This window comes from Streptomyces sp. NPDC001709, assembly GCF_053596375.1.
In genome coordinates this window covers 1-22913 of record NZ_JBSFGB010000063.1, presented here as the reverse complement: position 1 = coordinate 22913, position 22913 = coordinate 1, and the positions used below count along the sequence as shown (strand labels likewise).

Sequence of the window (22913 nt, the reverse complement as noted above, 5' to 3'; positions counted from 1 at the left end):
GAGATGAGAGAACATCGAGGCTGTGCCAGACGGCGTCCGATGTGCCTATCGAGGAGTCATCACGTGAGGGTCGTCATCACCGGCGCGTTCGGTTTCCTGGGGCGCCTGCTTGCCGCCTCACTGCTGCGGACGCGGACGTTCGGCGGCACACCGATCGAACGACTCGTGCTCGCCGACCGCGCGGTGCGGCCCGACTCACCAGCGGCGACCGACCCCCTCGTGGACATCGTGCACGGCGACCTGATCGACCGTCTCGACGACGTGTTCGCCGAGCCGGTCGATGTGCTGTTCCACCTGGCCGCCGCGGTGTCGGCCGAGTGCGAGGCCGACGTGGACCTCGGCATGCGTGCCAACGTGGACACCACCCGCGCCCTCCTCGACGCCGCCCGCGCTCAGTCGGCCGCCGGCGGGCCGCTGCCGCGGGTGGTGTTCTCCAGCAGTCTCGCCGTCTACGGCGCCGATCCGGCGTTGCCCATGCCCCCGGTGGTCAGTGAGTCGACCCTGCCCATGCCGCGGTCCAGCTACGGAACTCAGAAGCTCATCTGCGAGCACCTGATCGCGGACTACACCCGCCACGGCTTCCTCGACGGACGCGTCGCCCGGCTGATGACCGTCGCGGTACGGCCGGGCACACCGAACGCGGCCGCATCCGGCTTCCTGTCCGGCATCATTCGCGAACCGCTCGCCGGACTCCCGGCAACCTGCCCGGTGCGCCCCGACCTGCGGGTGGCCCTCGCCTCACCGCGACGCACAGTCCACGGACTCCTCCGTATCGCGGAGGCGGAGCGCGGCGCCGGACCGGGACGCCTCGAAGGCCAGGCGCCGGTCAACCTTCCCGCACTGACGGTCTCCGTCGCCGAGATGCTCGCAACGCTGCGACAGGTGGCCGGCGGCGCCGTCACCGACCTGGTGACCGTCAGGCCCGACCCTGCCGTCGAGGCCATCGTGGCCTCCTGGCCGGCGGTCTTCGACAACACCCGCGCCGCCGCCCTCGGCCTCGAGCCCGACGCGAACTTCGCGTCCGTCGTACAGGACTACCTCGCCGATCACCCCGAAGCAGTCCGGATCACCCCACGATCGCGGCCGGCGCGGCGGCCAACCTCATAGCTGTGCCGCACTTCGGCGGGCGTCACGTACTCAGGGTCATGATCGGCAGCCTCGTCGCGACCGCCGTCGTTTCCGCCGTGATCGCCGCCGTGCCATGAGACGCACCGTTACAGCGACGCGAGGTTCTCGACCAGGTCGGTGAGGCCCAGCGAGCCCTGGGTGAGTGCGTTCATGTGCCAGGTCCGCAGGTCGAAACCGGCACCGAGTCGCCGGCGGGAGGCCGCACGACCCTCCAGCCAGGCGCGCTCTCCCAGTTTGTAACCGATGGCCTGGCCGGGCCAGCCGAGGTAACGGTCGATCTCGCTGGTACGGCGGGCGGTGTCGCTGCCGTGATGGGCGGCCATGAACGCGGTGGCGAGGTCCGGGGTCCAGCGTTCGCCGGGGTGGAAGCCGGAATCGGCGGGAATGGCGAGTTCCAGATGCATGCCGATGTCGATGATCACGCGGATGATCCGGAGCATCTGCTTGTCCAGATAGCCGAGGCGGCGGGCGGGGTCGGTCAGGAAGCCCAGCTCGTCCATCAGGCGCTCGGCGTACAGGGCCCAGCCTTCCTTGTTGGCGCTGACCGCCCCGAGAGTGATCTGGTAACTGCTCAGGCGGTCTGCGGCGGCGGTCCATCGAGCGGTCTGCAGGTGGTGGCCGGGGACGCCCTCGTGGTACCAGGTGCTCACGATCTCCCAGGTCGGGAAGGTCTGTTGGCCCAGCGTAGGCAGGTAGGTGCGCCCGGGGCGCTTGAAGTCGAGGCTGGGGCCGTTGTAGTAAGGAGCGCCCGAGCTGCCCGGGGGTGCGATCACTGTCTCGACGCGGCGCAGTGGGCCGGAGATGTCGAAATGGGTGCCGTCGAGGGCGTCGATCGCCTCGTCCATGATCTGCTGGAGCCAGGCGCGGATGTTCTCCTCGCCGACGACGGTGTGACCGTGCCGGTTCAGGTGGTCCATGGTCTCCCGGACGCCGGCGCCCGGAAGGATCCGCCCGGCCTCGGCCCGCATCTCGGCGACCGTCCGGTGGAACTCCTCCCAGGCCCAGGCGTAGGCCTCCGCCGGGTCCGGATCGGTTCCGTTGGCCCAGCGGGCCGAGCGCAGGTAGCGCTCGCGGCCCACGGCGTCCGGAGTGCCGTCCGCGGCGGGCAGGTAGGTGCGGCGCAGCCAGTCGCGGAAGCCGGCTACCGCGGCCGTCGCCCGGTCGGCGGCGGCCTCCAGCTCCGGCCTCAGCCGCTCCGGACCGGCGTCCACGAACGTCGAGAACCAGCTCGCGCCGCCGGCGTCCTCGCCGGTCCAGGCGGTGAGCTGCCCGATGACCGCCCGGGCCTGGCGGGGCGCGCACAGCAACCCGCGGGCGATGCCCTCGGTCAGGGTCGCCCGATAGCCGTCCAGCGCGCCGGGCAGGTTGCGCAGCCGCCCGGCGACGCTCGCCCAGTTCTCGTCCGTGTCGGTGGGCATCAGGGTGAAGATGCTCCGCACCTTGTGCAGGGGCGAGTTGACGTTGCGCAGCTCTCGAAAGTGATCACCCGCCTCGTGCAGGGCGAGTTCAGCGGTGAGCCGCTCTCGAAGCAGCCGGCCGCAGTTCCGCTCGGAGTCCTCGAACACCACGCCGTCCTTCTCGGCGTGCCGCTCGGCGGCGTCGAGCGCGGACAGCGTTCGCCGGGCCAGCTCGGCGAGCGCCTCGAAGCCCTCCGGGGACAGATCCGGCTGCCGGGCGTCCTCGGGGTGCAGGCCGAGTCGGGTCGCGATCATGGGGTCGAGGTCGGCGACCTGCGCGACATGGTCGTCGGCGATACGGCGCGGGGTGCTCGCAGTCTCGGACACGTCCCTCATGCTGACGTACCGCCGCCGACGGTGTCAGCAGCCCCGGGGCGGCTTTCGGCCGCTCAAGACCGCACGCCGACGCAAACCAGAACGCAGCCGAACTGAATACCCGTCAGTTACTCTCGCTCTTCTGGAACTCGCCTCTGCCGTCACGTTGGCACGAGCGGCAGCAGCCGCGCGGCCGGCCGCAAGTCGCAGGAAGGCGTCAGAGCGCATTCGGACCGTCGTCGGACCCTCGCCCAGCGTCGATCGACGCGCCGACGGAAATTCCCTGGCATGGTGGCCGGAAAGGGCGCAGGCTCGTCCCATGGCGGACATGGGGGCGTTCCTGGAGGCGGTCACCGCGTGGGCGGCCGGTGGCTCCGGCGACCCCGCGCGCGAGTTGGCCGCGCGGCTGTCTGTCCGGGCGGTCGTGCTGCTGGAAGGGCCGAGCGATGTCGCGGCGGTCAACGCGCTGGCCGCGCGCCACGGCCGGAACCTCGCGGCCGAAGGAGTGTCCGTCCTGTCGATGGGCGGTGCGATGAACGTCGGCCGCTTCGCCGGCCTCCTCGGGCCACCCGGCCTGGGCCTGCGCCTCACGGGACTGTGCGACGAGAGGGAACGCCGCTATTACGCCCGCGGCTTCGAGAGGGCGAGCGCGGCACAGCAGAGCTTCTTCGTCTGTGCGGCGGATCTGGAGGACGAGCTCATCCGCGCGCTCGGCGTGACACGGGTGGAGGAGCTCGTACGGGCGGAGGGCGATCTGCGTGCACTGCAGACCTTCCTGCGCCAGCCCGCGCAGCAGGGCCGCACCTCACAACAGCAGTTGCGGCGTTTCTTCGGCACGAAGAAAGGGCGCAAGATCCACTACGGCCGCGTCCTCGCCGAGGCCCTCGACCCCGACCGAGTCCCCGGCCCGCTGTACGGTCTGCTCGCCACCCTCTGACCGCTGGGCGACGTGTTCGGCCACGAACTTGCTGCTCGCACCGGATCATCGACCACAGTCGGGGACACCACTGCCGCAGGCTCCCGCACTAGGACAGGTTGTTGATTCTGCTGCGGACCTTTTCCACGATCGTGGCCGGGAGTGTCGCGTAGCCCTCGAAGCTCAGGTCCTCCTGGCCCTTGGCGCCTGCGATGTATGTCAGGAACGCCTTGGTGGCGGGCCACGTCGCCGGCTTGTTGCCCTTGTCGCAGACGATTTCGTACGTGACCAGGTCGATCGGATAGGCGTACGGGGCCTTGGTCGCGTAGTCGAGTTTGAGTACGAGGTCGTCGCCGCTGCCGGCGATCGTGGAACCGGCGAGTGCCTTGGACGCGGTGAGGACACTGGCGTCGACCGGAGCGGGGGCGCCGGTGGCGATCGACACCGTGGGAATGTTGTGGGCGATTGCATAGGGCAGCTCGGCGTAGCCGATTGCGCCGACGGTTTTCTTCACCTGTTCGACGAGACCGGAGGAGCCCTTGGCGGACAGGCCGCCCTTGGCCGCCCACTCCTTGTTGTGCCCGTAGGGCCAGGCGCTTGGTGCGGTGGCGCTCAGGTAGGAGGTGAAGTTGTCCGTCGTACCGGAGGAATCGGAGCGGTGCGTCGCCTGGACCGGCGTCGACGGCAGCTTGGTACCGGGGTTGAGCTTCGTGATCGCCGGATCGTTCCACTTCGTGATCTGTGAGTCGAAGATCTTGGCGAGTGTGGGGGCGTCCAGGACCAGCTTGCTGACCCCCGGCAGGTTGAAGCCGATGGCGATCGGGCCGCCGACCGTCGGCAGGTGAACGGCCTGACCGACATGGGAGCAGACGCTCTTGGACTGGGTGATCTGGGCGGCGCTCAGTGCGGAGTCGGAACCCGCGAAGGCGGTCTTGCCGTTCAGGAAATCGGTCTGGCCGGCACCGGAGCCGTTGCCTTCGTAGCTGATCCGGGTATCGGGACATGCCCGCGTGTAGTTCCTGATCCAGACCTTCATCGCGAACTCCTGGGCGGTGGAGCCGGATGCCGACACGGTGGCCGCCTTGCCGCAATGGACACCGCCGGCACCGGCGGTGGCGGACGATGCGGGCATGGACGCTCTGCCGGCGGGCCGGGAGCCGCCGCTCGAGCCGCAGGCCGTCAGGAGCAGGGAACCGGAGACAACCGCCGCACCGACCGCCAGGCCGCGCAGTCCACTCTTTGGCTGAAGCATCACTCTTCGGCTCTCCTCAATGAGCAGCGAGGCCTGCACGGAAAGACACCATGGTAACTATACGCAATCATGTGATTGCGTTCAGTGATTAAGGTTCGGGCGCGATGCCGGAGTGTTCCGCTCTGACGACTGGGTCCATCCAGGCGGAGACTGGAGCTTGCCAGCTGGGTGCTGCTGTCGGCACGCGTCCCACCACGCTGACCGGCGTGCTGGACCGGTTGGAGCGACGCGGGCACATCACCCGGGGCACGCGGGCCGGTGACCGCCGCTCGGTGCTGATCCAACTGACCGAGTCCGGACGCGCCACGGCAGCCCTGATCAGGCAGGCGCTGGCTGACCTCGAGAGCCGCGCGTTGGCCGGACTGCCTGCCGAAGCGATCGCCGACTTCTACGCCGTTCTGGATGCGTTGATCAAGGAGGGGGCATGAGCACGAACGAACACGATGCGCATGACCGGACTTCGGTGTTCACGGGGCTGATGGGGAGGTGATGGCCACTGCCGAGCGGTTCGGGCACCGCCAGCACGTTCACCTGACCTGGCTGGCCGTTCGCCGCTATGGAACCGCCGCGGCGGTGGACCTGATCAGCGACGGTATCCAGCGCACCGCCCGATTCGCGGGCGCCCCGCAGAAGTACAACGCCACCGTCAGCCGTGCGTGGGTCGAGCTGGTGGGCCACCACGCGGGCCAGCCGGGCACCGCCGACTTCGGCGACTTCGACGCCTTCGTCGACCAGCACTCTGGCAGCACGCCGACGGGCGAGGCTGAACCTCCTCGCAAGTTGTCTCGGCGATGCGACGTGGGAGCGGAAGGTGATTGCCGGCGGCTGCCCGTATCCACGGTTCCACTGGACTTCGGTCGACTGCGTGTCCCGGGTATCGGGGAACTCCCTGCACGGCCGCAGGGATTCGGGAATGCTGGCTGACCGTGACCGAAAATTTGAGCGAAAGAACGCCAGGTGGTGAGGTCGGGGCGCTTCTCCGCAGCCTGAACGGACAGCGGCGCCACGTCCTCGGCATCCTCGACGGGCTCGACGCGAAGGACCTACGACGGCCCGTGCTGCCATCCGGATGGCACTGCCTGGGGCTGGTCCCGCACCTCACGCTGGATGTGGAGCGATTCTGGTTCCGAGCGGTCGTCACCGGGGACGGGCAGGTCATCCGCGGCCTGACGAACGGTGATGAGGCGTGGAAGGTGGCCCCGGAAGTGCCGGCCATCGACGTGTTCGACCGATACCGGCAGGAGGCGGAACTCGCCGATGCCGTCATCACCGCCACCCCTGCCGACGCCCCGTTGGCCTGGTGGCCCCATGACCTGTTCGGTGAACCGCACCTGCACACCCTGCGCGATGTCCTGCTGCACGTCATCACCGAGACTGCGTGCCACGCCGGCCACCTCGACGCAGCCCGCGAGCTCATTGACGGCCGTCGTTGGCTGGTCCTGAGCTAGTACTACTGCCGCAGATGCGAGGGGATAGTATTCTGTCACTTCGCATGCGCTGAATCATCCATGTGTTGGCATGGCATTTGCGTTTCTACATGACGGGAGTTCGGGTACGGTCATCCGGGAGGTGGTAGCCCGTGAGCCAGTCCCTCGAAGCTGCCGGTACGGCCACCGGCCAGGTGGCGGAACTCGTCCTCACCGGCGACCTGGCCCGTCCGGCCCGGCTGACGGTGCCCGACCTTCTCGCCTGACCCCAGCACCGCGCCGAGGTCGCGTTCGAGTGCGCCACCAGCGGCGTCCAGCACCACCGCTTCACGGGACCGCTCCTCCACGACGTCCTCACGGACGCGGGGCCTGCCTTCGATCCCACCCGCCGAAAGGACCGCCTGCCCTTCCCGCCGCCCGGTGTCCTCGGCCACGAGGGGGCCGGGGTGGTCGAGGCTGTCGGCCCGGACGTGACCGGCGTCGGGCTCGGCGACCACGTCGTGCTGTCCTGCACCTCCTGCGACGGCTGCCGCAACTGCCGTGACGAACACCCCGCGTACTGCGCCACCTGGCTGCCGCTGAACCTGGTCGGCGGCCGGTGCGGCGATGGCACCAGCACCATCGGCCGCGACGGCATCGCGCTCGGCGGGCACTTCTTCGGCCCGTCCTCCTTCGCCGAACACGCGGTGGTGGACCGGCGCAGCCTGGTGAAGGTCGACCCCGACGTGCCGCTCTAGGCCGTCGCCCCGCTCGGCTGCGGTGTGCAGACCGGGGTCGGCACGGGCGATGTCGCCGTACTGCGCCAGGGTGCCGACGCGCTCGCCGCCCGTGGCAGCCTGGTCGTGGTCGGCGCCCCGCCCTTCGGCACTGAAGTCGCCCTGGACGTCAACGGGTTGCTGTCCGGCAAGCGGATCGTGGGTCTCACCCTGGGGCACAGTGAAACGCAGACCTTCATCCCCGCCCTCGTGCAGCTGGTCAAGGAGGGCGGCTACGGCTGCACCGCCTGATCAGCACCTATCCCTTCACCGACATCGACCAGGTTGTGCGGGACATGAGCGCCGGCAAGACGATCAAGCCTGTACTCAGGTGACGTGGAGGTTGGCCATCATGCCCATGTCCTCGTGTTCGGCGTTGTGGCAGTGGAAGAGGTAGCGGCCCCGGTAGCCGTCGAAGCGGGTGATGATCTCCGCCGACTCGCCGGGCCGCAGCGAGACGGTGTCCTTGAGGCCCGCGTCATGGGGGAGCGGCGGGTGTCCGCCGCGGGACAGGATCCGGAAGCCGACCAGGTGCAGATGCACGGGATGGTGTACGTCCGCGATCAGCCGCCACACCTCGACATCGCCGAGGCTGGTGGTGACGTCCGCGCGGGCCGGGTCGAACGGCAGCCCGCCGATCAGCCAGCCCCGGCCGCCGTCCATCCGCCCGGCTCGGAACGCGAACTCCCGCACCCGGGCGGCCTCCGAGCGGCGCCAGCGCGGCAGGTCGGTGGACAGGACCCGGGGGACCCGGCTGTCGTCGGCGGCCCGGCGCGCGACCCGAAAGGCCATCACGTCGCGGGTGCGGCCGGAGCCCAGCCGGTTGAGGAGGCGGACGCTGCCGCCGACCGGCACGTCGGCGAAATCGATGACCACGTCGTAGCGTTCGGCCGGGGCGAGGGGCAGCCGCCGGTGGATGACGGGGGTCGCGAGCAGCCCTTGGTCGGCCCCGACCTGGACGAGATCGAGCCGCCGCCCGTCGTCCGCCACCGCCTCCAGTTCGTAGTGGCGGGCGTTGGAGGCGTTGAGGACACGCAACCGGTACCGGGCCGCGTCGACCTCGTGAACGGGCCACGGCGCGCCGTTGACGAGGATGACGTCACCGAGCACGCCGGCCGTGTAGTGCTCGTCGACGCCGGGCCGCTCCCGCAAGGTCGGGTCGAGGGAGGGGTAGGCGAGGTTGCCGTCGGCGTCGAACGCCCGGTCCGCGATCATCAGGGGGAGTTCGCGCGGGCCGGAGGGCAGGCCGAGGGCCTCCTCGGCAGCGTCGCGCACCAGGTGCAGCCCGGCCAGGCCGCGCCAGATCGCGGGCGCGGTGAAGTCCATCCGGTGGTCGTGATACCAGAGCATCGTGGGGCGCTGCTCCATCGGGTAGGTGTACTCCCGTGTCAGCCGGGTCGTCATCGCCCGCCCGTCGTGCATCGACGCCGTGGACGGCGTGCCGCCCATCCTGCTCATCCCGCCCATCCCGCTCATCCCGTGCATGCCGTGCATCCCGTGCGTGGCATGGCCGTCGTCCGGCCATCCCGTGGGCAGGACGAGGTCCGTGGGGTAGCCGTCGGACTCGGGGCGGGTCCGCCCGCCGTGCAGGTGCACCACGGTCGGCACCGGCAGCTCGTTGCGGTGGGCGACGGTGACGCGCCTGCCGCGCCGCGACTCGATGGTCGGCCCCGGAAACGTGCCGTCGTAGGTCCACATCGGCGTCCGCACCCCGGGCAGGATCTCCAGGTCGGCGGCGCGCTGGGTGATCTCGTAGCGGTCGGCGCCGCCCGAGACGTCGACCGGCCGCAGCACGGACGGGAGCGGCAACGGTACCCGGAACGCGGGCGGCAGCGGCACCGCGCTGCGCAGCTCGGCGCCGGTGAGGGACGGATGGCGCGCCAGCGCTGCCGAGGCCCCGAGTCCCCCGGCCGCCAGCAGTCCCAGCGCCCCGCCGATACCCAGCGCCCGGCGCCGCGTCAGATCATCCGCCCACAAGGCAGAGCGCTCACGCATGCCGCGCCTCCGTCCCTTCCGGCACCGGACGGCGCCATACGGCGATGAACAGCACCACGAGCCCGGCGATGGTCATCACCCCCAGCGGCAGATGCAGCCACAGCGCGCCCGCCGTCCCGGCGAAGTACTGCACGGTCTCGGCCGCCACCAGCGCCAGGGTCGCCAGGAACGGCCAGGCCCGACGCAGTCGCACCCACAGGACGACGGCCGCGATGAGCTGCACATACCCCAGGGAGGTGACGACGTCGGCGCCGATGGCATGCCAACCAAGGCCGTCGTAGACGCCGCTGAGATAGATGCCGGCGAACACGGGCTGCCCGACTATCGCCACCAGGTGCGCGCTGACGACGGCCCGCAGCACTGCGGTGGTCATGTGGCATCCCCTCCCTTTCTCTCTTCGAAGCGGGAACGCCTTCGACGCTATTGCGCGTTGTCTATGCTGTCTAAGATCAATATTGCTATGCCGTTATAACTCCACGGGCATGACAGCCGAAGACGACGGAAAGCGGGGGCGGGGCCGTGGATCTCACCATGCTCAGGCAGTTCCTGGTGGTGGCACGCCTGGAGCACCTCAGCCGCGCCGCCGGAGAACTGCGTATCGCCCAGCCGTCGTTGAGCCGCACCATCGCCCGACTCGAGGCCGAGCTGGGCACCCCGCTCTTCGACCGGGCCGGACGGCTGCGGCTCAACGACGCGGGGCGGGTCTTCCGCGCCCACGTCGAGCGCTCCCTCGGTGAACTGGACGCGGGGCGGCGGGCCGTTGCGGAGACCGCCGGCCAGGGGTTCGGCGCCGTCCGCCTCGCTTCGGAGACCTTCCTCGCCCTCACAGGGCCGCTCGCGGCCTTCAAGCGCGCCCACCCGTCCGTCGAGATCGAACTCCACCAGATGCCCGTCGAGGAGATGGCCCGCCGACTGCGCGCCCAGGAGGTCGACCTGTGCGTCGCCTCGCAGCCGATTCCCGCCGATGACCTGGAGCTGGAGACCATCCGGCTGCTCGAGGAGCCGGTGGTCGTGGCCGTGCCACTCGGCCACCGGCTGGCCGACCGCGCTTCGGTGGGCATCGACGAGCTCGCCGACGAGCCTTTCATCACGACCCGTCAGGGCCACTGGCTGCGGCGGCTGCTGGACCGGCTCTTCGCCGGACGCGGCCTGGTGCCGAGGATCGTCTGCGAGGGCGACGAGCCCGGCGCCATCCAGGAGCTGATCGGTGCCGGGCTCGGCATCGGCCTCAACCCGGCCTTCGCCCGCCGCCTCGCCGACCGCGTCCCCGTCGCCTGGGTCGACATCGACAGCCCCGACTGCCGCCGCACCCTCACCCTCGTCCGGCCCGCCTCCGGCCACCTGTCGGCCGCGGCCGGGCTGATGCGCGACGCGATCGCAGGCTGGGACTGGAGCGGCGGCGGAACGGCCGGGTGAGGATCACGCCCGGTCGGCGGCCTTCAGGGCCGCGAGCACGCTCTTGAGGTGCTTGCGACCCGCACGTTCGGGGCCCGGGCGGAGCGGGAGCGGCAGGCACCGCGCCGGTCATCTCGCCCGCCGTCACCACGCCGGCCGACCGCGACGGGCAAGGCGTGCCCGACGATCACCGCGCCATTCCGCTGTTGCAGAGATCGCTTCCGCAAATCCAACCCCTAGGGCAACCACCCCGGCCGGAGGCTGGAGCTTGCTACAACCGTTGCTGTGAAATCGCCGCCCTGCTCTGGTTGTTACGTTCATGGACCCGGCTCGGCGAGTGCGGTCTACTGCACGGCGTGACGAACATCCTGCTGATCGAAGCACTCGCAAACTCGGGCCCCTATGTGCTGGATGCCGCGCGTGGACTCGGCGCGCGCGTCTTCGTCGCCACCCACGGGGACGTCTACGAGAACTACCCCGCCGCTCTGCGCGACAAGATCCACGGCACGGTGTTCACCGACCTCACCGAACCGGTCCGGGCGCTGGCGGACCTGGTCGCGTTCGCCGAGGCGACGGGGATCGACGCGGTGGCCGGCTGCTGGGGGTTCTTCACCCCGCTCGTCGCCCACCTCGCCCGGCGCCTGGGGCTGCCCGGCAACGACCCCCGGCGCGCCCAGGCGTGCCGGAACAAGGCGGAGATGGCCCAGGCGCTGCGCGCGGGCCAGGTGCCCGCGCCGAGAACGATCAGCGCGCACACGGCCGGACAGGCGGCACATGCCCTCGGCCGCGCCGGCATCGCATTCCCGGTCGTCGTCAAACCCGCCGAGCAGGGCGGCTCCTGGGGCGTCAGCGTGGTCGGCAGCCCCGAACAGCTCGACGGCGCCGTACAGCACGCCCAGTCCTGGCCGATCACCGCCCCGCACGGCCTGCCGACGGATCAGCGTGTCGTCGTCCAGGAGTACGTCCCCGGACCCGAGTTCAGCCTCGACACCGTGGTCTGGCGTGACGAGTACTTCCACCTGCCCCTGGTCGAGAAGCACACCACCGGCGGCGCCTGCGCGGCCGAGACGGGGCACACGTGTCCCGCCGCGGTGCGGCCCGACGACCTCCGTGCCGTGCGGACGGCCGTCGAACGGGCCCTCGGGGCGCTCGGCATCCGCAACGGCGTCGCCCACACCGAACTCAAGATCTCTGCCGACCGGGGCCCGGTCGTCATCGATGTGGGCGCCCACCTGCCCGGGGACCACCTCGTGGACGTCGTACGCCGTGCCTCCGGCATCGACGAGGCCCGTGCCTACCTGCAGGCCGTCCTCGACGAGAAGCCGGACGTACCCGCTCCCCGGCAAGGGGCGTGCGCGATTCGTTTCCTCACCCCGCCGCGCGCCGGCACCTTCCACGGGGTGACCACCCTCGGCCGGCACGCTGCCCTGGTCGACCAGGACATCACCACACCACCCGGCGCCGCCGTCGGCAGCGCCCACGAGGTCTCGGCCCGCATCGGCCACCTGCTCTTCACCGCCGCCACGCCCGCGCAGGTCAAGGCCGACGCCGCCCACGCACTCGCCCACACCCGCGTAGAAGTGAGCTGACATGCAGCGCATCGCCTTCCTCCGGTCCGCCGACATCCGGCGCGCCGACCCCTACATCCACGGCATCGCCCCCGCCCTGGCACGGATGGGCGCCGAGGCCCGCCTCTTCCACACCCACGGCGACTGCGGCCCGGATCTGTTCCCGGGTACGAGTGAGCGTCTCGACCCCGCCGCGACACCGGACGAGTTCGTCGAGCGCGTACGCGCCTGGGGGGCCGACGCCGCCGTGGCGATCTCCCTGCCGGACGAGAACGCCCTGCGTGACGCCGTGGTCAAGACCAAACTCGAGGACCTCGGCATCCGCACCGTCATGACTCCCCTCGCCGCCACGCGCGTCCTGTGCGACAAGTGGGAGACCAAGCGGGTACTTGAGGCACACGGCATCCCCACCCCGCCCGCCGTCCTCGTCGACAGCGACCTCCTCAACGACAGGGCGCTGCCCGTCCCGGCCTACCCGGACGCCGTACGCCTCGCCGCCCGGGACATCGGATTTCCGCTCCTGGCAAAGCCGTTGTGGGATTCCACGAGCATGGGCATCGAGTTCATCCCGGACCCGCCCGCCCTCGATGGTCACCTGGCCGCACGCCCCAAGGCGCACGCGGTCCTGGAGAAGTGCGTCAGCGGACGGCTCTGCTCAGTCGACATCGTCGGGGCCGGCGGCCACCACACCGTCATGCCGCTCGTCTGGACCGGCACCGCGGGAGGCCCACCCGCCTTCACGTTCGAAGACCTGCGCTACGTCGCCCCTGCCCGGGACGACGACTTCCGGCCCACCGCGCAGCGCCTCGTGGACCTGTGCACGGAACTCGGGGTCGAAGGGTCCGTCAACGCCGACATGATCTACGCCGATGGTGTCTACCACGTCCTGGAGATCAACCCCCGGATCGGCGGCGCCACCACCCTCTCCATCGCCGCCGGCGGACTCAACACCTTCGTCGCTCTGCTCGACATCCTGGGCGGCGTCTGGCCGACCCACACCGAGGCCCCGGCCCAGCGATTCGCGATCGAGTGCCTCACCGCGAACCCCACCCCCGCGCTGCTCGCCGAACTCCGCGCGCGTGTCGACCTAGTCACCTGCCACGACCTCATCATCGACGGCCACAACCACGGCGGCATCCTCACGTTCACCGTGAACCCGGGGGACGAACAGCGGACGGTGAAGGAACTCACCGCCCTGTGCGCTCAGACCGGCTTCATCCCCGCCCCCATGCTCAACAAGATCCGCCGCCTCCTGACCCCCACGGGCCGGTGAGCATCCCCACCAGCGGACGATCGCCGCGCCGCGCTGCCCTGCCGGGCCTGTGGCCGCGCCGGCCGCGTCTCCGCGGCCTCGTCCCCTCCCTGGCGTCAGCGGACAGTTCATTCCGAGTGACAGGCTCACCAGTACAGCAGCCACCGCCCGTCGCACCACACCCCGTGTCCCTGGAGGGTGAGCCGTTCGTCGTCGGGCTCGACGCGGGTGCTGGGCGCGACCTGGTGCAGTGTGTGGCCGGAGTGGATCACCATGTGGCCGACCGTATAAGGGACGTACCGCATGGCGTGGAAGCGCTTGAGGTCGGCGACGGACTCGATCCAGCCCTTCTCCAGTGCGCGCCGGAACTGCTCGTGGCTCACGTCCCATAGGTTCAGGCCGCCGCCTGCCGCGGGCAACCGGACCGGCAGGGTGAAGGAGATCTGCCGCTTCAGGTCCGTCCCGGGCGGCCAGGAGAGGGCCCGGTACTGCAGATCGAAGTGCATGGGTGCGGTCGGCTTGGTGAACACCGCGGCGGACAGCCAGACATGGAAGCCGGGCAGCGCCAGGTGCTCGGGGTAGTGGACGGGCGCGCCGAGATACGCGCCGAGGACATCCGCGAGGTGCCGGTACAGCCGCCCGAAGGTGTTCTCGAGCAGTGGCCGTGAGGTCTCGGCCCGCTTCTCGTAGATGCCGGACTCCGGGTCCGGTGCGAGGTCGAGGTAGCTGGGCGCGCCCAGGGTGAAGAAGGCGGCCGGCTCCGGACCGCGGGGAGTCCAGTGCCGGCGCAGGCCGTGCACGGCGTCGCGGAGTGCGGCGCTGCTCGGTCCGGTGAGCACGGTCAGTGAGTCGATCACGGGCCGACCCCCTGCAGCAGCCCGAGGAGCGACGCGCTGATGGCTCCGCCGAGCCGTCGGTCGTACCAGTCGTACGCCGGCATCGGGTTGACCTCCAGGCACCAGTGGGTGCCGTCACCGGCGACCTTGAAGTCCCAGCCCGCGAAGGCCATACCCAGGTCGGCGGTGTGCCGGACCACCCGTTCGGCGAGCTGTCCGGGCAGCTCGCAGGGGGTGAACTCCGCGTCCTGGTCGATCCGGTAGTCCACCGCGCCGGAGACGATCTCCTCGGCGTGCACCCGGTCACCCACGACATGGGCGCGGACGTCCCGGCCGGCGACGTACCGCTGGAGGTGCACCGGGCCCTGCCCGGGTTCGAAGCCGGTCAGGTCGCCCGCGGTCACGAGCCTGCTGGTGGCCCGTACGCCGGAGATCGCTTTGACCAGGGTCGGGCCGGCCTCGACGAAGGCCCGCAGACGCTGCGGCGACGAACTGGTGATGCTCGCGGGCACCCGGAACCCGGCCCGCGACAAGGACAGTTCGTGGAGCGGCTTGGATCCGTTGTCCGAGCGGATCGAGGGCCGGTTGACCACCAGCCCGGGGATGTGGTCGAGCCAGGCCGTGAGCGCCGCCGTGAGCCAGCGCCAGCGCTGTGCCGACGCACGGTCCTGCTGGAGGGCCGCCAGATCGGCGAGGCGGCAGTAGTAGGACGCCTCCGGGTCGAGAACATGACCGCCGAGCCGCGCCGAGCGGTCCCCGCCCACGACCAGGCGCCAGTCGCCCGCCTCGACGGCCTGCCGCAGGTCGATGGCCCGGACCGGTACGCCCCGGGCCTGTGCCGTGGCGGTGAAGTGGGCGAAGGTACTCTCGGAGGCGAGGCCGACCGCGTAGATCATGGGAACAGCACCTTCACGAGTTGAGGTCCGAGCCCGAGCCACACCATGCGCAGCTGCTCCACGTCGGGGAACGGCTCCACCAGGACCGGCCGTGCCTGGGCGAGGTCGGGGGACAACCGCCAGACCACGGCGGAGAGTTGGAGTCCGAGCCGGGCGACGATGTCCGTGCTGCGCTCCTGCAGACCGAGGTGGTCCAGATCGATGGGACTGCTGCGCCAGGCCTGGTCGCCGAGGACGACCACACTCTCGAAGAGGGGGTCGGGGTCCGACCATCTCGCCCGGTAGGGGCCGGAACCGTCTGCCGAGGGCGCGAGGTCGTCCGCGGGGTCGGGCCAGGGGCGTGTGGTCCAGGAGTCGAGGTCCTGGACCCACCACTGGGTCCCCTGTCCGTCCCCGGATTCGCCGGGTGGCCCGCAGGGCCGGGAGGAGAAGATCTCCGGCGAACCGCCGGGCAGACCTGCTCGTAGTTCGGTGAGTGCCGCGGACGCGGACACGCGGGTGCCCAGGCCGCCGGGCTCCGGGCGGTTGATCACGGGCGCGGGGGTCAGGGCGGCGACGGCCCACAGGTGGGCCAGGCATTCGTTGAGCTGGAACTCGGCGTCGAAGCTGATCCGTCGCAATGGCGCGGCGGGCAGCCGGAGGAACATCGGCAGCGCGGGCTCGACCAGGGCGGTGGAGCCGTCGACGGTGACCGTGAACAGCTGAGCGGCGTCGAACACGTCGAGGATCGCCGCCTCGCGGCCGCTGTCCCGTACGAAGTCCCGTACGTCGATCGCGACCGGGTCCTCGGGGTCGGCGACGATGACGAGTCCGGAGGGTTCGCCGCCGAGTACCTCAGATGACGACACCGCGCCTCCTCAGCAGGCGGTTGATGCGCGAGGCCCGCAGTGCGTCGGCGGCCTCCTCCGGGCTGTCGCCCGGCAACTCCGCGGCTGCCGCGAACCGTTGCGCCATCCCGGCCGGGCCGAGGCCCGGCGGCTCCTGCTGCTGCCGTGGGACGGCGGCCGGACCCGGCGGAGCCATCGCGCCGTCGAAGCTGTCCTTGCCGTCCTTGAAGTCCTTGCCGTCCTTCGAGTCTTTCGTATCCTTCGAGTCCTTGGTGTCCTTCCGGTCCTTGTTGTCCTTGACCTCCTTCATCTCCTTGACTTCCTTGGCCTCCTTGCCGTCCTTGCCGTCCTTGTGGTCCTTGCCGTCCTTGAAGTCCTTGAAGTCCTTGAAACGTTTCCGGGCCTCGGGCGGGCGGCCTTCACCGGGTACGCCGGTGGTGTCCTCCTGCTCGGAGAAGGCCCGGCCCGGCTGCGGGGTGCTCCACAGCAGTGCCGGGACATCGTGCCGCTCGGCGGCCGTGAGGAACGGCCGTACCCGTGACTCGTCGACGGTCCATGTCATGTGTTCACCGCTTCTGTCGTCGGAGGGGGCGCCGCGCGGTACAGCCGTAGCGCCGCGGCCAGTTGCCGCTGGGTGTCCCGGTGGTGCGGATTGAGGTTGAGGACCACGTGGTCCACGCCGAGCGTTGCGTACGTCAGGAGGCCGCGCGCGACGTCCTGCGGTGAGCCGGTGAGGATGTCGGCGTCCGGTGGTGGCGGCCCGTCAGGGCCGGGCGAAGTGCCGGTCCCCACACGGACGTTGACACCGAGCGTGAAGCCCAGCGTCGCCGGATCGCGTGCTTCCTTCCGGCAGGTCTCCCTGACTCGGGCCAAAGTCTCCTCGGCGCCCGACGGGGAACCGAACCAGCAGGCGTTCCACAGATCGGCGTACCGGGCCGCGAGTGCGGTCATCCGGGGCCCGTGCGCCCCCACCAGGACGGGTGGACCACCGGGGCGCGGACCGCGGGGACGCAGCTCTCCGGCACGCAGCCGGTGATGCCGGCCGGAGAAGTCGGCGCGGCCCGTCCGCAGCAGCGCGAGGATGATCCGCAGCGCCTCCTCGAAGCGGTCGACCCGGTGGTCGAAGGGGATGCCGAACGCCTCGAACTCGGGGGTGTGCCAGCCGCAGCCGAGGCCGAGGACGAGCCGGCCACGGCTGACCTCGTCGAGGGTCACGGCCATCTTGGCCAGCACCGCCGGGTTGCGGAACGCCGTGCACAGCACGAGGGTGCCGAGGGTGACCCGATCGGTTGCCTCGGCCAGGGCCGACAGCACCGTCCAGGACTCCCAGATACCCTCGCTCGGCCCCCGGGCCTCGCGGAACAGCAGGTGGTCGAAGACCCAGACCGAATCGAAGCCGGAGTCCTCGGCCTGGAGGGCGAGTGCCCTGATCTCCCCGTAGGACGGCTGTCGCCACGGATACTCGGCGAGAGGCAGAACCAGGCCGACCTTCATCATTCCCCCCGGTGACGAACCCGGACCCCGCAGCGAGACTACATCCGGCGACGGGGCGTCACAATGGGCGCACTGGGGGGTAGTTGGGCGTATATGCGCTCCGTCCGTCTCGACACATTGCGGGCATTGTGGCGATCCTGGTCGGGGGCCGGCGTGGGGCTTGCTCGGCCCGGGGGAGAGGGGGCTGGACATGACGGCAGCATCAGGACGGGCCAGGATCGCGATGGTGGCGGCGGTGCTCTGCGCCCTGTGTGTGCCGGGGCTCGTGCTGGTCGCGGTGCTGGTCGACCTCGACACCGCCGACCGGATGGCGAGTCTGGCCGGGGCGGCCACCGGTCTGGTCGGGCTGGCGCTCTCCGTGCTCACGCTCCGCCGTGCGGACCGGGCGACGGTACGGGCGCAAGGAGACGGCGCCATCAGCGTCGGCGGGAACGTCACCAACAGCGCGGTCGGGGCGAACAGCAGGGTCACGGGCCGGCCCACCGCTCCGGCGGCCGGCGCAGCCGCAGCCGGGTCCGTACTGGCCGAGGGCAGCGGGGCGTTCGCCGCGGGTGGCGACGTCACCAGCAGCACCCTCGGCGAGGGAAGCGAGGTCGACGGCCGGTGATCACGTTCAGCTGGTTACGGCGCCGCAGACGCACACAGGGCCCGGGTGCCGGCGAGCCGCCGGCCGGCGCGATCACGCAACCCGTCCCGGCCACCCGGGAATCCCCGCGGGTGAGGGCCGACGGCGCCGGATCCATCGCCGTCGGGACGCACGCCATCAGTAGCGCCCTGGGCAAGGACAGCGTCGTCAACAACAACAACTACTACGTGGCCGACCTCGAGCCGCCGCCCGGTGAGGACGAGATCGCACAGGAACTGGCCCGGTACTCCGCGCGTGTCCGTTCGTCACTGGGACGGCTGGACCTGGAGGTGCTGATCCCTTCCCAGGAAGGGGAACACCCGGCGGTGGAGCTCCAGTCCGTCTTCGTCCCGCCGCTGCTGCGTGCAGACCCGCCGCCGGTGGAACTGCCCAGGGAACTGCGGCAGCGGCTGGAAGCAGGCCATGCCGGGGAACAGCCGCGAGGCCAGTTCCCGCCGGGCCTCGACGAGGAGTCGATGGAGCGCATGCGCCTGGCCTACCGGGACCGGCCGCGGGTGGAGTCGCTGCAGGTCCTGACCGATCCGCAGCAGCCGCACGTGGTGCTGCTGGGCGATCCCGGGGCCGGGAAGTCCACCCTCGCCCGCTTTCTCACCCTGGCGCTCGCCTGCGGGCCCGTGCCGGAGCAACTGGCCGGGCTGGCCGACCGGGTGCCGGTGGTGGTGGAACTGCGCAGGTACGCCGACGAGCGGTGGCGCGACCGGTCCTTCAAGGAGTACCTCCATCAGCTCAGCACCCTGGAGCAGATGTCGGTGCCGCGTGGTGTCCTGGAGACCCTGCTGCCCTCGGGCCGGATGCTCGTGATCTTCGACGGTCTGGACGAGCTGTTCGAGCCGGAGGTACGGGCCGAGACGGGACGGCGCATCGCCGCGTTCGCCGAGCGGTACCCGCGCGCACGCATCGTGGTGACGTCCCGGACCATCGGCTACCAGCGGACGACCCTGGATTCGGCGGGCTTCCGGCACTACATGATCCAGGACCTGACCGCACAGCAGATAGAGGAGTTCACGGAGCACTGGTATCCCGCCGTCTGCCCGGGCGATCCGGAGCTGGCGGCCCGTCTGCAAGAGCGGATCATGGCCGCCGTGGAGTCCTCCAGGCCGGTACGGGACCTCGCGGGCAACCCCCTGCTGCTCACCATTCTGGCGATCATCGGCCGGCGGCGGGCGCTGCCCCGTGACCGGCAGGGCGTGTACGGGCACGCCGTGGACATCCTGGTGGCCCGCTGGGACCAGGAGGCCAAACACCTGCCGCACCCGGGCCAGGCCGACATGCCGTACATCAACGACGCGGACCGCCGGGCCCTCCTGCGCCTGCTGGCCCGGCGGATGCAGGAGGGTGAGGGCGGCATCGCCGGCAACCACATCCACGGCGACGATCTGGAGGCGGTGTTCACCGGTTACCTGGAGCAGCGCTACCGCCTGCCGAAGCCGACGGCGGTCACTGCGGCAAGAGAGATGATCCGGCAGTTCCGGGAGCGGAACTTCATCCTCAGCCGCTTCGGCGACGAGGTCTACGGCTTCGTCCACCGCGCCTTCCTGGAGTACCTGGCGGCCGACGACATCGCGCGCCGCTACCAGCGGGACCGTGAGTGGGGGGAGGAGGAGCTGATCCGGGAGGTGTTCGAAGCCCGGGCGAAAGACCCCGCCTGGCACGAGGTGCTGCTGCTCCTCGTCGGAATGCTGGGCGAGCGGGACGCCGCACGAGTGGTGGACGCACTTCTGCGGCTGCACGCCCAGGACGTCCGAGTGGGCCGGCATGACATGCTCGCCCTCGCCGTACGGGCGCTGGCGGAAGTCGAGCGGATCGACCTCATCGAGACCCAGAGCAACGCAGTGGTGGACACCCTGATCGACTCGCTGGAACGCCACCTGGGCTGGACGGCGCTGAACGCGCTGGAGAGCATCCTCCCCGCCCTCTCGGTCTTCGGCCCCGAGTGGCCCGGGCGGAAGCGCTATCTGCGGTGGTATCTGCTGCGCGGCCAGTTCCAGGCGGAGCACCAGATCGCTCCCGGAATCGTCTGTGGGGTGCACTCCGCCCCCGACGGCCTGCTCCTGCTGGCGACGCACAACCCCGCTCCCGAGAGCCGTACGGAATTCCTGCGCCTGGTGGTCGAACGATGGCCCAACGACCGCCGGTTCTGGGACCTGACGCTGGGTGAGCTCGACGCGATGGACGCGGAGGCCCGCCGGGGTGCGCTCGGGAACCTTGCTCGGTACTGGCGGGACGACACCGATGTGCGCGAATTGCTGTTCGACCGCGCCGTGTCCGACCCGGCCCCGGAACCGCGCAGAGAAGCGCTGCAGTCCGTGGCGACACGATGGCCGGACAGCGAAGACGCCCATGAGCTGGTCGTCCGGCGGACCGCCGCCGAACCCGATCCGGCCTCCCGCGGGCTGGCGCTCGAGCTTCTGCGACGTCACTGGCCGGACCGCGAGGACAGCTGGGAGATCATCACCGACCGTGCCGTCGCCGACCCGGCCCCGGAGCCACGGCAGGAAGCCCTGCGACTGCTGGCCACGTACCGCGCGAACCACCAGGGCGTACGGCAACTTCTCCTGGAGCGGGCCGTATCCGATCCGGACGCGGCCCCGCGCGCGGAGGCGCTGATCAGCTTCGCACGCCACTGGAAGGACATCGGGGACGTCGTGGAACTGGCGCTCCGGCAAGCGGTCACCGACCCCCACCCCGAAGCGCGGCGGGCCGCACTCCAAGTAGTGGCCTGGCGTTGGCAGGAGCACGAGGGGGTTCGGGAGCTGTTCTTCCGGCGGGCGCTGGCCGACCCGGACCCGGTCCCCCGGGCACAGGCGCTGGAAGGGCTCATCTGGCGCTGGCGGGACGAGGAGGAGACCTGGGAGCTGGTCCTCCGGCGAGCGGTCGCCGATCCGTGTCCGGACGTCCGACGCGGGGCGATGCAATTCCTGGCACGCCGAGGGGGAGATCGCGAGGCCGTACGGGACCTGCTGTTCCGGCAAGCGGTCACGGACCCGGATCCGGAACCGCGGGCAGAGGCGCTCTGGCTGCTGGCGGAGTTCTGGAGCGGCCACGAGGACGTGAGGAACCTGCTGGTCCAGGCAGTGACCGACCCGAACCGGGAACCCCGCTGGCTGGCACTGCAACTCCTGGCCCGCTACTGGCCCGAACGCGAGGACGTCCAGCGGCTGATCGTGGAACGCATGACCGCCGATCCCTCATCCAGCAACAGGCGCAACGCCCTGAACTGGTGCGCCTGGCTACGGGAGGCAGAGCCGGACACACACGAGAACATCCGGTCGGTGGCCCTGAGCGACCCCGCCCCACGAGCCCGCATCACCGCACTGCGCGTGCTGGCGTTCGGCTGGCCGCGGCTGCCCGCCACCACCGGCTTCCTGCGCGAACGCGCCAACGACGACCCGGACGAGGGGGTGCGCGAGGCAGCCCTGCAGGCCCTCGGCACCGCCGAAGCCTTCGCGACGCTCCCGGACGGCACCTACTGACCCAAGGAGACACATGGATCCGCTGCCGGAGGAATCGTTCGTGGTCGATGTTGAGGTCTTGGACGAGCAGCGGTGCGGTGAGGTGAGCGACCGCCTGGAGGAGCTGCGGCCGTACTGGCTGACGCGGGGTGTCGGTTGCTCCACCCTCGGTCTGGCGACCTACCTCGACGTCCTGGCCTCCGAGGATCCGGAGGAGACGTATTTCGGCCGGATCACCCGGCACAACCACCTTCTCCGTGAGCACTTCGGAGACCTCCTCGACCAGGTCGCCGATGTGCTCGCCGGGCTCCTGAGGATGCCGACCCGGTACGACGAGAGGGTGGCGCTGCCCGGCTTCCACGTCTTCGAAGGAGAGGGCATCGCTGTCGCCCCCAGGCCGAGTCAGCACTTCGACCTGCAGCACCGGGCGCTGCCCTGGCCCTTCCCGCTCGCTCCGGTCGAGCAGGCGATGTCCTTCACACTGCCGCTCGCCCTCCCGCGCAGGGGTGGCGCCCTGGACGTCTGGGACATCACCGAGGCGGACATGCTCCGGCTGGAGCGCCTCGGCCAGACGTTCGAGGCGATCGACAGGGCGAGGCCCGGACGCCGGCACGAATACCGGGTCGGCAGGATGGCCGTACAACTCACGCCCATCCTGCACCGCATCGCAGCGGTCCCCGAACGCCATCCCGAGGATCGGCGCATCACCCTGCAGGGGCACGGAATCCGTGATGCCGACGGCTGGGTCCTCTACTGGTGAGGGGGCAGGGCCTCCAGGGGGCGCCGGCGCCCGTTGCCGTCACGACTCGTCACCGCCGGACACGGGCTTGCAACGGGCCTGCCAAGATTCTCCCAAGCAGCCCACAGGGGGGTCTTAGGTAAGGCTCGCCTAATCTATGGTGGGGTCGTCCCCACGGGCGCCTGCCCCCACCAGGCCGCCCCCAGAGCCTTTTCCCCGGAGCTCTCCCATGTCCAGCGCGAATATCGCCCTGCTCGGCGCCATCGCAGGCCTGACCATCTACCTCGGTCTCCCGCTCGGCCGACTGCGCACACCGACACCCCGCCTGAAAGCCGGGCTGAACGCCGTCGCCATCGGCATCCTCGTCTTCCTCGTGTGGGACGTACTCACCCATGCCTGGGAACCGGTCGACGAAGCGCTGAGCGACCACCACTGGGCGACGGTCGCCTCCGGTGGGCTCGTCCTCGCCGCCGGCCTCACCGCCGGACTTGCCGGACTGGTGTACTACGACGCCTGGACCGCCCGGCGCCGGGCCGCCGCCGGGCGTCCGGCCGGGCCCGGCG

The 22913-nt window shown here is 70.7% G+C and carries 20 protein-coding genes and 3 pseudogenes; 14 read left to right on the top strand and 9 right to left on the bottom strand.

The features are described from left to right. The first annotated feature begins 63 nt into the window (after window positions 1–63). Complete coding sequence (gene denD, locus ACWC0C_RS44695) at window positions 64–1107, top strand: D-erythronate dehydrogenase (protein WP_450870654.1); 1044 nt, start codon at window positions 64–66, stop codon at window positions 1105–1107. Window positions 1108–1214: 107 nt separating this feature from the next. On the opposite strand, the gene ACWC0C_RS44690 is transcribed toward denD, so the two are convergent. Then, entirely contained in the window at window positions 1215–2921 is a 1707-nt protein-coding gene (locus ACWC0C_RS44690; RefSeq protein WP_450870652.1) for a DUF885 domain-containing protein, read from the bottom strand. A gap of 298 nt (window positions 2922–3219) precedes the next feature. On the opposite strand from ACWC0C_RS44690, the gene ACWC0C_RS44685 reads away from it, so the two are divergent. Then, window positions 3220–3837 (top strand): TOPRIM nucleotidyl transferase/hydrolase domain-containing protein, encoded by a 618-nt coding sequence (locus ACWC0C_RS44685; protein WP_450870650.1) that lies wholly within the window; start codon window positions 3220–3222, stop codon window positions 3835–3837. Between the two features lie 88 nt (window positions 3838–3925). Here the strand turns inward: ACWC0C_RS44685 and pstS are convergent, their stop codons facing one another. Continuing rightward, on the bottom strand, window positions 3926–5068 hold the full coding sequence (pstS, locus tag ACWC0C_RS44680) for a phosphate ABC transporter substrate-binding protein PstS (protein ID WP_450870648.1): 1143 nt from the start codon (window positions 5066–5068) through the stop codon (window positions 3926–3928). A gap of 104 nt (window positions 5069–5172) precedes the next feature. Between pstS and ACWC0C_RS44675 the strand changes: the two genes are divergently transcribed. The 5 genes and pseudogenes from ACWC0C_RS44675 to ACWC0C_RS44655 all read left to right on the top strand — a co-directional run. Next, a complete protein-coding gene (locus ACWC0C_RS44675; protein WP_450870646.1) occupies window positions 5173–5496 on the top strand; it encodes a MarR family winged helix-turn-helix transcriptional regulator in 324 nt (107 codons plus the stop codon). Window positions 5497–5557: 61 nt separating this feature from the next. Beyond that, the gene (locus ACWC0C_RS44670) at window positions 5558–5992 is read left to right on the top strand and encodes a hypothetical protein (RefSeq protein ID WP_450870665.1); all 435 of its coding nucleotides are present in this window, start codon (window positions 5558–5560) and stop codon (window positions 5990–5992) included. Beyond that, window positions 5989–6516 carry a DinB family protein gene (locus tag ACWC0C_RS44665; RefSeq protein WP_450870664.1) on the top strand — a complete coding sequence of 176 codons (528 nt, stop codon included), beginning with the start codon at window positions 5989–5991 and terminating at the stop codon, window positions 6514–6516. Before ACWC0C_RS44670 ends, ACWC0C_RS44665 begins: the two co-directional genes overlap by 4 nt. Window positions 6517–6647: 131 nt before the next feature. Next, window positions 6648–6905, top strand: a pseudogene (locus ACWC0C_RS44660) (molybdopterin-dependent oxidoreductase); the annotation flags it as partial. After that, window positions 6897–7585 (top strand): annotated as a pseudogene (locus ACWC0C_RS44655) (alcohol dehydrogenase catalytic domain-containing protein); the annotation flags it as partial. The pseudogenes ACWC0C_RS44660 and ACWC0C_RS44655, both read left to right, overlap by 9 nt. Here the strand turns inward: ACWC0C_RS44655 and ACWC0C_RS44650 are convergent. Together ACWC0C_RS44650 and ACWC0C_RS44645 are read right to left on the bottom strand one after the other, a co-directional pair. Then, window positions 7578–9245: a multicopper oxidase family protein gene (locus ACWC0C_RS44650; protein WP_450870644.1), complete on the bottom strand. Its 1668-nt coding sequence runs from the start codon at window positions 9243–9245 to the stop codon at window positions 7578–7580. The pseudogene ACWC0C_RS44655 and the gene ACWC0C_RS44650 overlap by 8 nt on opposite strands. Next, window positions 9238–9618 carry a hypothetical protein gene (locus tag ACWC0C_RS44645; RefSeq protein ID WP_450870643.1) on the bottom strand — a complete coding sequence of 127 codons (381 nt, stop codon included), beginning with the start codon at window positions 9616–9618 and terminating at the stop codon, window positions 9238–9240. The genes ACWC0C_RS44650 and ACWC0C_RS44645 overlap by 8 nt, the downstream gene beginning before the upstream one ends. A 158-nt stretch (window positions 9619–9776) precedes the next feature. On the opposite strand from ACWC0C_RS44645, the gene ACWC0C_RS44640 reads away from it, so the two are divergent. The 3 genes from ACWC0C_RS44640 to ACWC0C_RS44630 all read left to right on the top strand — a co-directional run bounded on the left by ACWC0C_RS44640 (window position 9777) and on the right by ACWC0C_RS44630 (window position 13481). Continuing rightward, the gene (locus ACWC0C_RS44640) at window positions 9777–10661 is read left to right on the top strand and encodes a LysR family transcriptional regulator (protein ID WP_450870642.1); all 885 of its coding nucleotides are present in this window, start codon (window positions 9777–9779) and stop codon (window positions 10659–10661) included. Window positions 10662–10996: 335 nt separating this feature from the next. Then, the gene (locus tag ACWC0C_RS44635; protein WP_450870640.1) at window positions 10997–12229 is read left to right on the top strand and encodes an ATP-grasp domain-containing protein; all 1233 of its coding nucleotides are present in this window, start codon (window positions 10997–10999) and stop codon (window positions 12227–12229) included. A gap of 1 nt (window position 12230) precedes the next feature. Continuing rightward, complete coding sequence (locus ACWC0C_RS44630; RefSeq protein ID WP_450870638.1) at window positions 12231–13481, top strand: ATP-grasp domain-containing protein; 1251 nt, start codon at window positions 12231–12233, stop codon at window positions 13479–13481. A 125-nt stretch (window positions 13482–13606) separates the two neighbouring features. Here the strand turns inward: ACWC0C_RS44630 and ACWC0C_RS44625 are convergent, their stop codons facing one another. The 5 genes from ACWC0C_RS44625 to ACWC0C_RS44605 are packed head-to-tail and all read right to left on the bottom strand — an operon-like array spanning window position 13607 to window position 17516. Beyond that, entirely contained in the window at window positions 13607–14317 is a 711-nt protein-coding gene (locus ACWC0C_RS44625) for a hypothetical protein (protein WP_450870637.1), read from the bottom strand. Continuing rightward, window positions 14314–15192, bottom strand: coding sequence for an ATP-grasp domain-containing protein (locus tag ACWC0C_RS44620; protein ID WP_450870635.1), 879 nt, complete (start codon window positions 15190–15192; stop codon window positions 14314–14316). Before ACWC0C_RS44620 ends, ACWC0C_RS44625 begins: the two co-directional genes overlap by 4 nt. Next, a complete protein-coding gene (locus ACWC0C_RS44615; protein ID WP_450870633.1) occupies window positions 15189–16040 on the bottom strand; it encodes a hypothetical protein in 852 nt (283 codons plus the stop codon). Before ACWC0C_RS44615 ends, ACWC0C_RS44620 begins: the two co-directional genes overlap by 4 nt. Next, on the bottom strand, window positions 16027–16581 hold the full coding sequence (locus ACWC0C_RS44610; RefSeq protein WP_450870632.1) for a hypothetical protein: 555 nt from the start codon (window positions 16579–16581) through the stop codon (window positions 16027–16029). Before ACWC0C_RS44610 ends, ACWC0C_RS44615 begins: the two co-directional genes overlap by 14 nt. Next, complete coding sequence (locus tag ACWC0C_RS44605) at window positions 16578–17516, bottom strand: LLM class flavin-dependent oxidoreductase (protein ID WP_450870631.1); 939 nt, start codon at window positions 17514–17516, stop codon at window positions 16578–16580. The genes ACWC0C_RS44610 and ACWC0C_RS44605 overlap by 4 nt, the downstream gene beginning before the upstream one ends. Window positions 17517–17703: 187 nt before the next feature. On the opposite strand from ACWC0C_RS44605, the gene ACWC0C_RS44600 reads away from it, so the two are divergent. The 4 genes and pseudogenes from ACWC0C_RS44600 to ACWC0C_RS44585 all read left to right on the top strand — a co-directional run. Continuing rightward, window positions 17704–18120: a hypothetical protein gene (locus ACWC0C_RS44600; protein WP_450870630.1), complete on the top strand. Its 417-nt coding sequence runs from the start codon at window positions 17704–17706 to the stop codon at window positions 18118–18120. Window positions 18121–18230: 110 nt separating this feature from the next. Further along, window positions 18231–21632 carry a HEAT repeat domain-containing protein gene (locus ACWC0C_RS44595; RefSeq protein ID WP_450870628.1) on the top strand — a complete coding sequence of 1134 codons (3402 nt, stop codon included), beginning with the start codon at window positions 18231–18233 and terminating at the stop codon, window positions 21630–21632. A gap of 13 nt (window positions 21633–21645) precedes the next feature. Next, window positions 21646–22371, top strand: a complete 726-nt coding sequence (locus tag ACWC0C_RS44590; protein WP_450870626.1) for a hypothetical protein — start codon at window positions 21646–21648, stop codon at window positions 22369–22371. A 208-nt stretch (window positions 22372–22579) separates the two neighbouring features. After that, window positions 22580–22913: pseudogene (locus ACWC0C_RS44585) on the top strand (ZIP family metal transporter); the annotation flags it as partial.

What these genes read in the sequence shown, in the direction of transcription:
- ACWC0C_RS44600 (WP_450870630.1), top strand. Translation starts at nt 17,704, where the DNA reads ATGACGGCAGCATCAGGACGGGCCAGGATCGCGATGGTGGCGGCGGTG.
- ACWC0C_RS44690 (WP_450870652.1), bottom strand. Translation starts at nt 2,921, where the DNA reads ATGAGGGACGTGTCCGAGACTGCGAGCACCCCGCGCCGTATCGCCGAC.
- pstS (WP_450870648.1), bottom strand. Translation starts at nt 5,068, where the DNA reads ATGCTTCAGCCAAAGAGTGGACTGCGCGGCCTGGCGGTCGGTGCGGCG.
- ACWC0C_RS44670 (WP_450870665.1), top strand. Translation starts at nt 5,558, where the DNA reads ATGGCCACTGCCGAGCGGTTCGGGCACCGCCAGCACGTTCACCTGACC.
- ACWC0C_RS44685 (WP_450870650.1), top strand. Translation starts at nt 3,220, where the DNA reads ATGGCGGACATGGGGGCGTTCCTGGAGGCGGTCACCGCGTGGGCGGCC.
- ACWC0C_RS44645 (WP_450870643.1), bottom strand. Translation starts at nt 9,618, where the DNA reads ATGACCACCGCAGTGCTGCGGGCCGTCGTCAGCGCGCACCTGGTGGCG.
- ACWC0C_RS44675 (WP_450870646.1), top strand. Translation starts at nt 5,173, where the DNA reads ATGCCGGAGTGTTCCGCTCTGACGACTGGGTCCATCCAGGCGGAGACT.
- ACWC0C_RS44605 (WP_450870631.1), bottom strand. Translation starts at nt 17,516, where the DNA reads ATGATGAAGGTCGGCCTGGTTCTGCCTCTCGCCGAGTATCCGTGGCGA.
- ACWC0C_RS44630 (WP_450870638.1), top strand. Translation starts at nt 12,231, where the DNA reads ATGCAGCGCATCGCCTTCCTCCGGTCCGCCGACATCCGGCGCGCCGAC.
- ACWC0C_RS44610 (WP_450870632.1), bottom strand. Translation starts at nt 16,581, where the DNA reads ATGACATGGACCGTCGACGAGTCACGGGTACGGCCGTTCCTCACGGCC.
- ACWC0C_RS44640 (WP_450870642.1), top strand. Translation starts at nt 9,777, where the DNA reads ATGCTCAGGCAGTTCCTGGTGGTGGCACGCCTGGAGCACCTCAGCCGC.
- ACWC0C_RS44650 (WP_450870644.1), bottom strand. Translation starts at nt 9,245, where the DNA reads ATGCGTGAGCGCTCTGCCTTGTGGGCGGATGATCTGACGCGGCGCCGG.
- ACWC0C_RS44620 (WP_450870635.1), bottom strand. Translation starts at nt 15,192, where the DNA reads ATGATCTACGCGGTCGGCCTCGCCTCCGAGAGTACCTTCGCCCACTTC.
- ACWC0C_RS44590 (WP_450870626.1), top strand. Translation starts at nt 21,646, where the DNA reads ATGGATCCGCTGCCGGAGGAATCGTTCGTGGTCGATGTTGAGGTCTTG.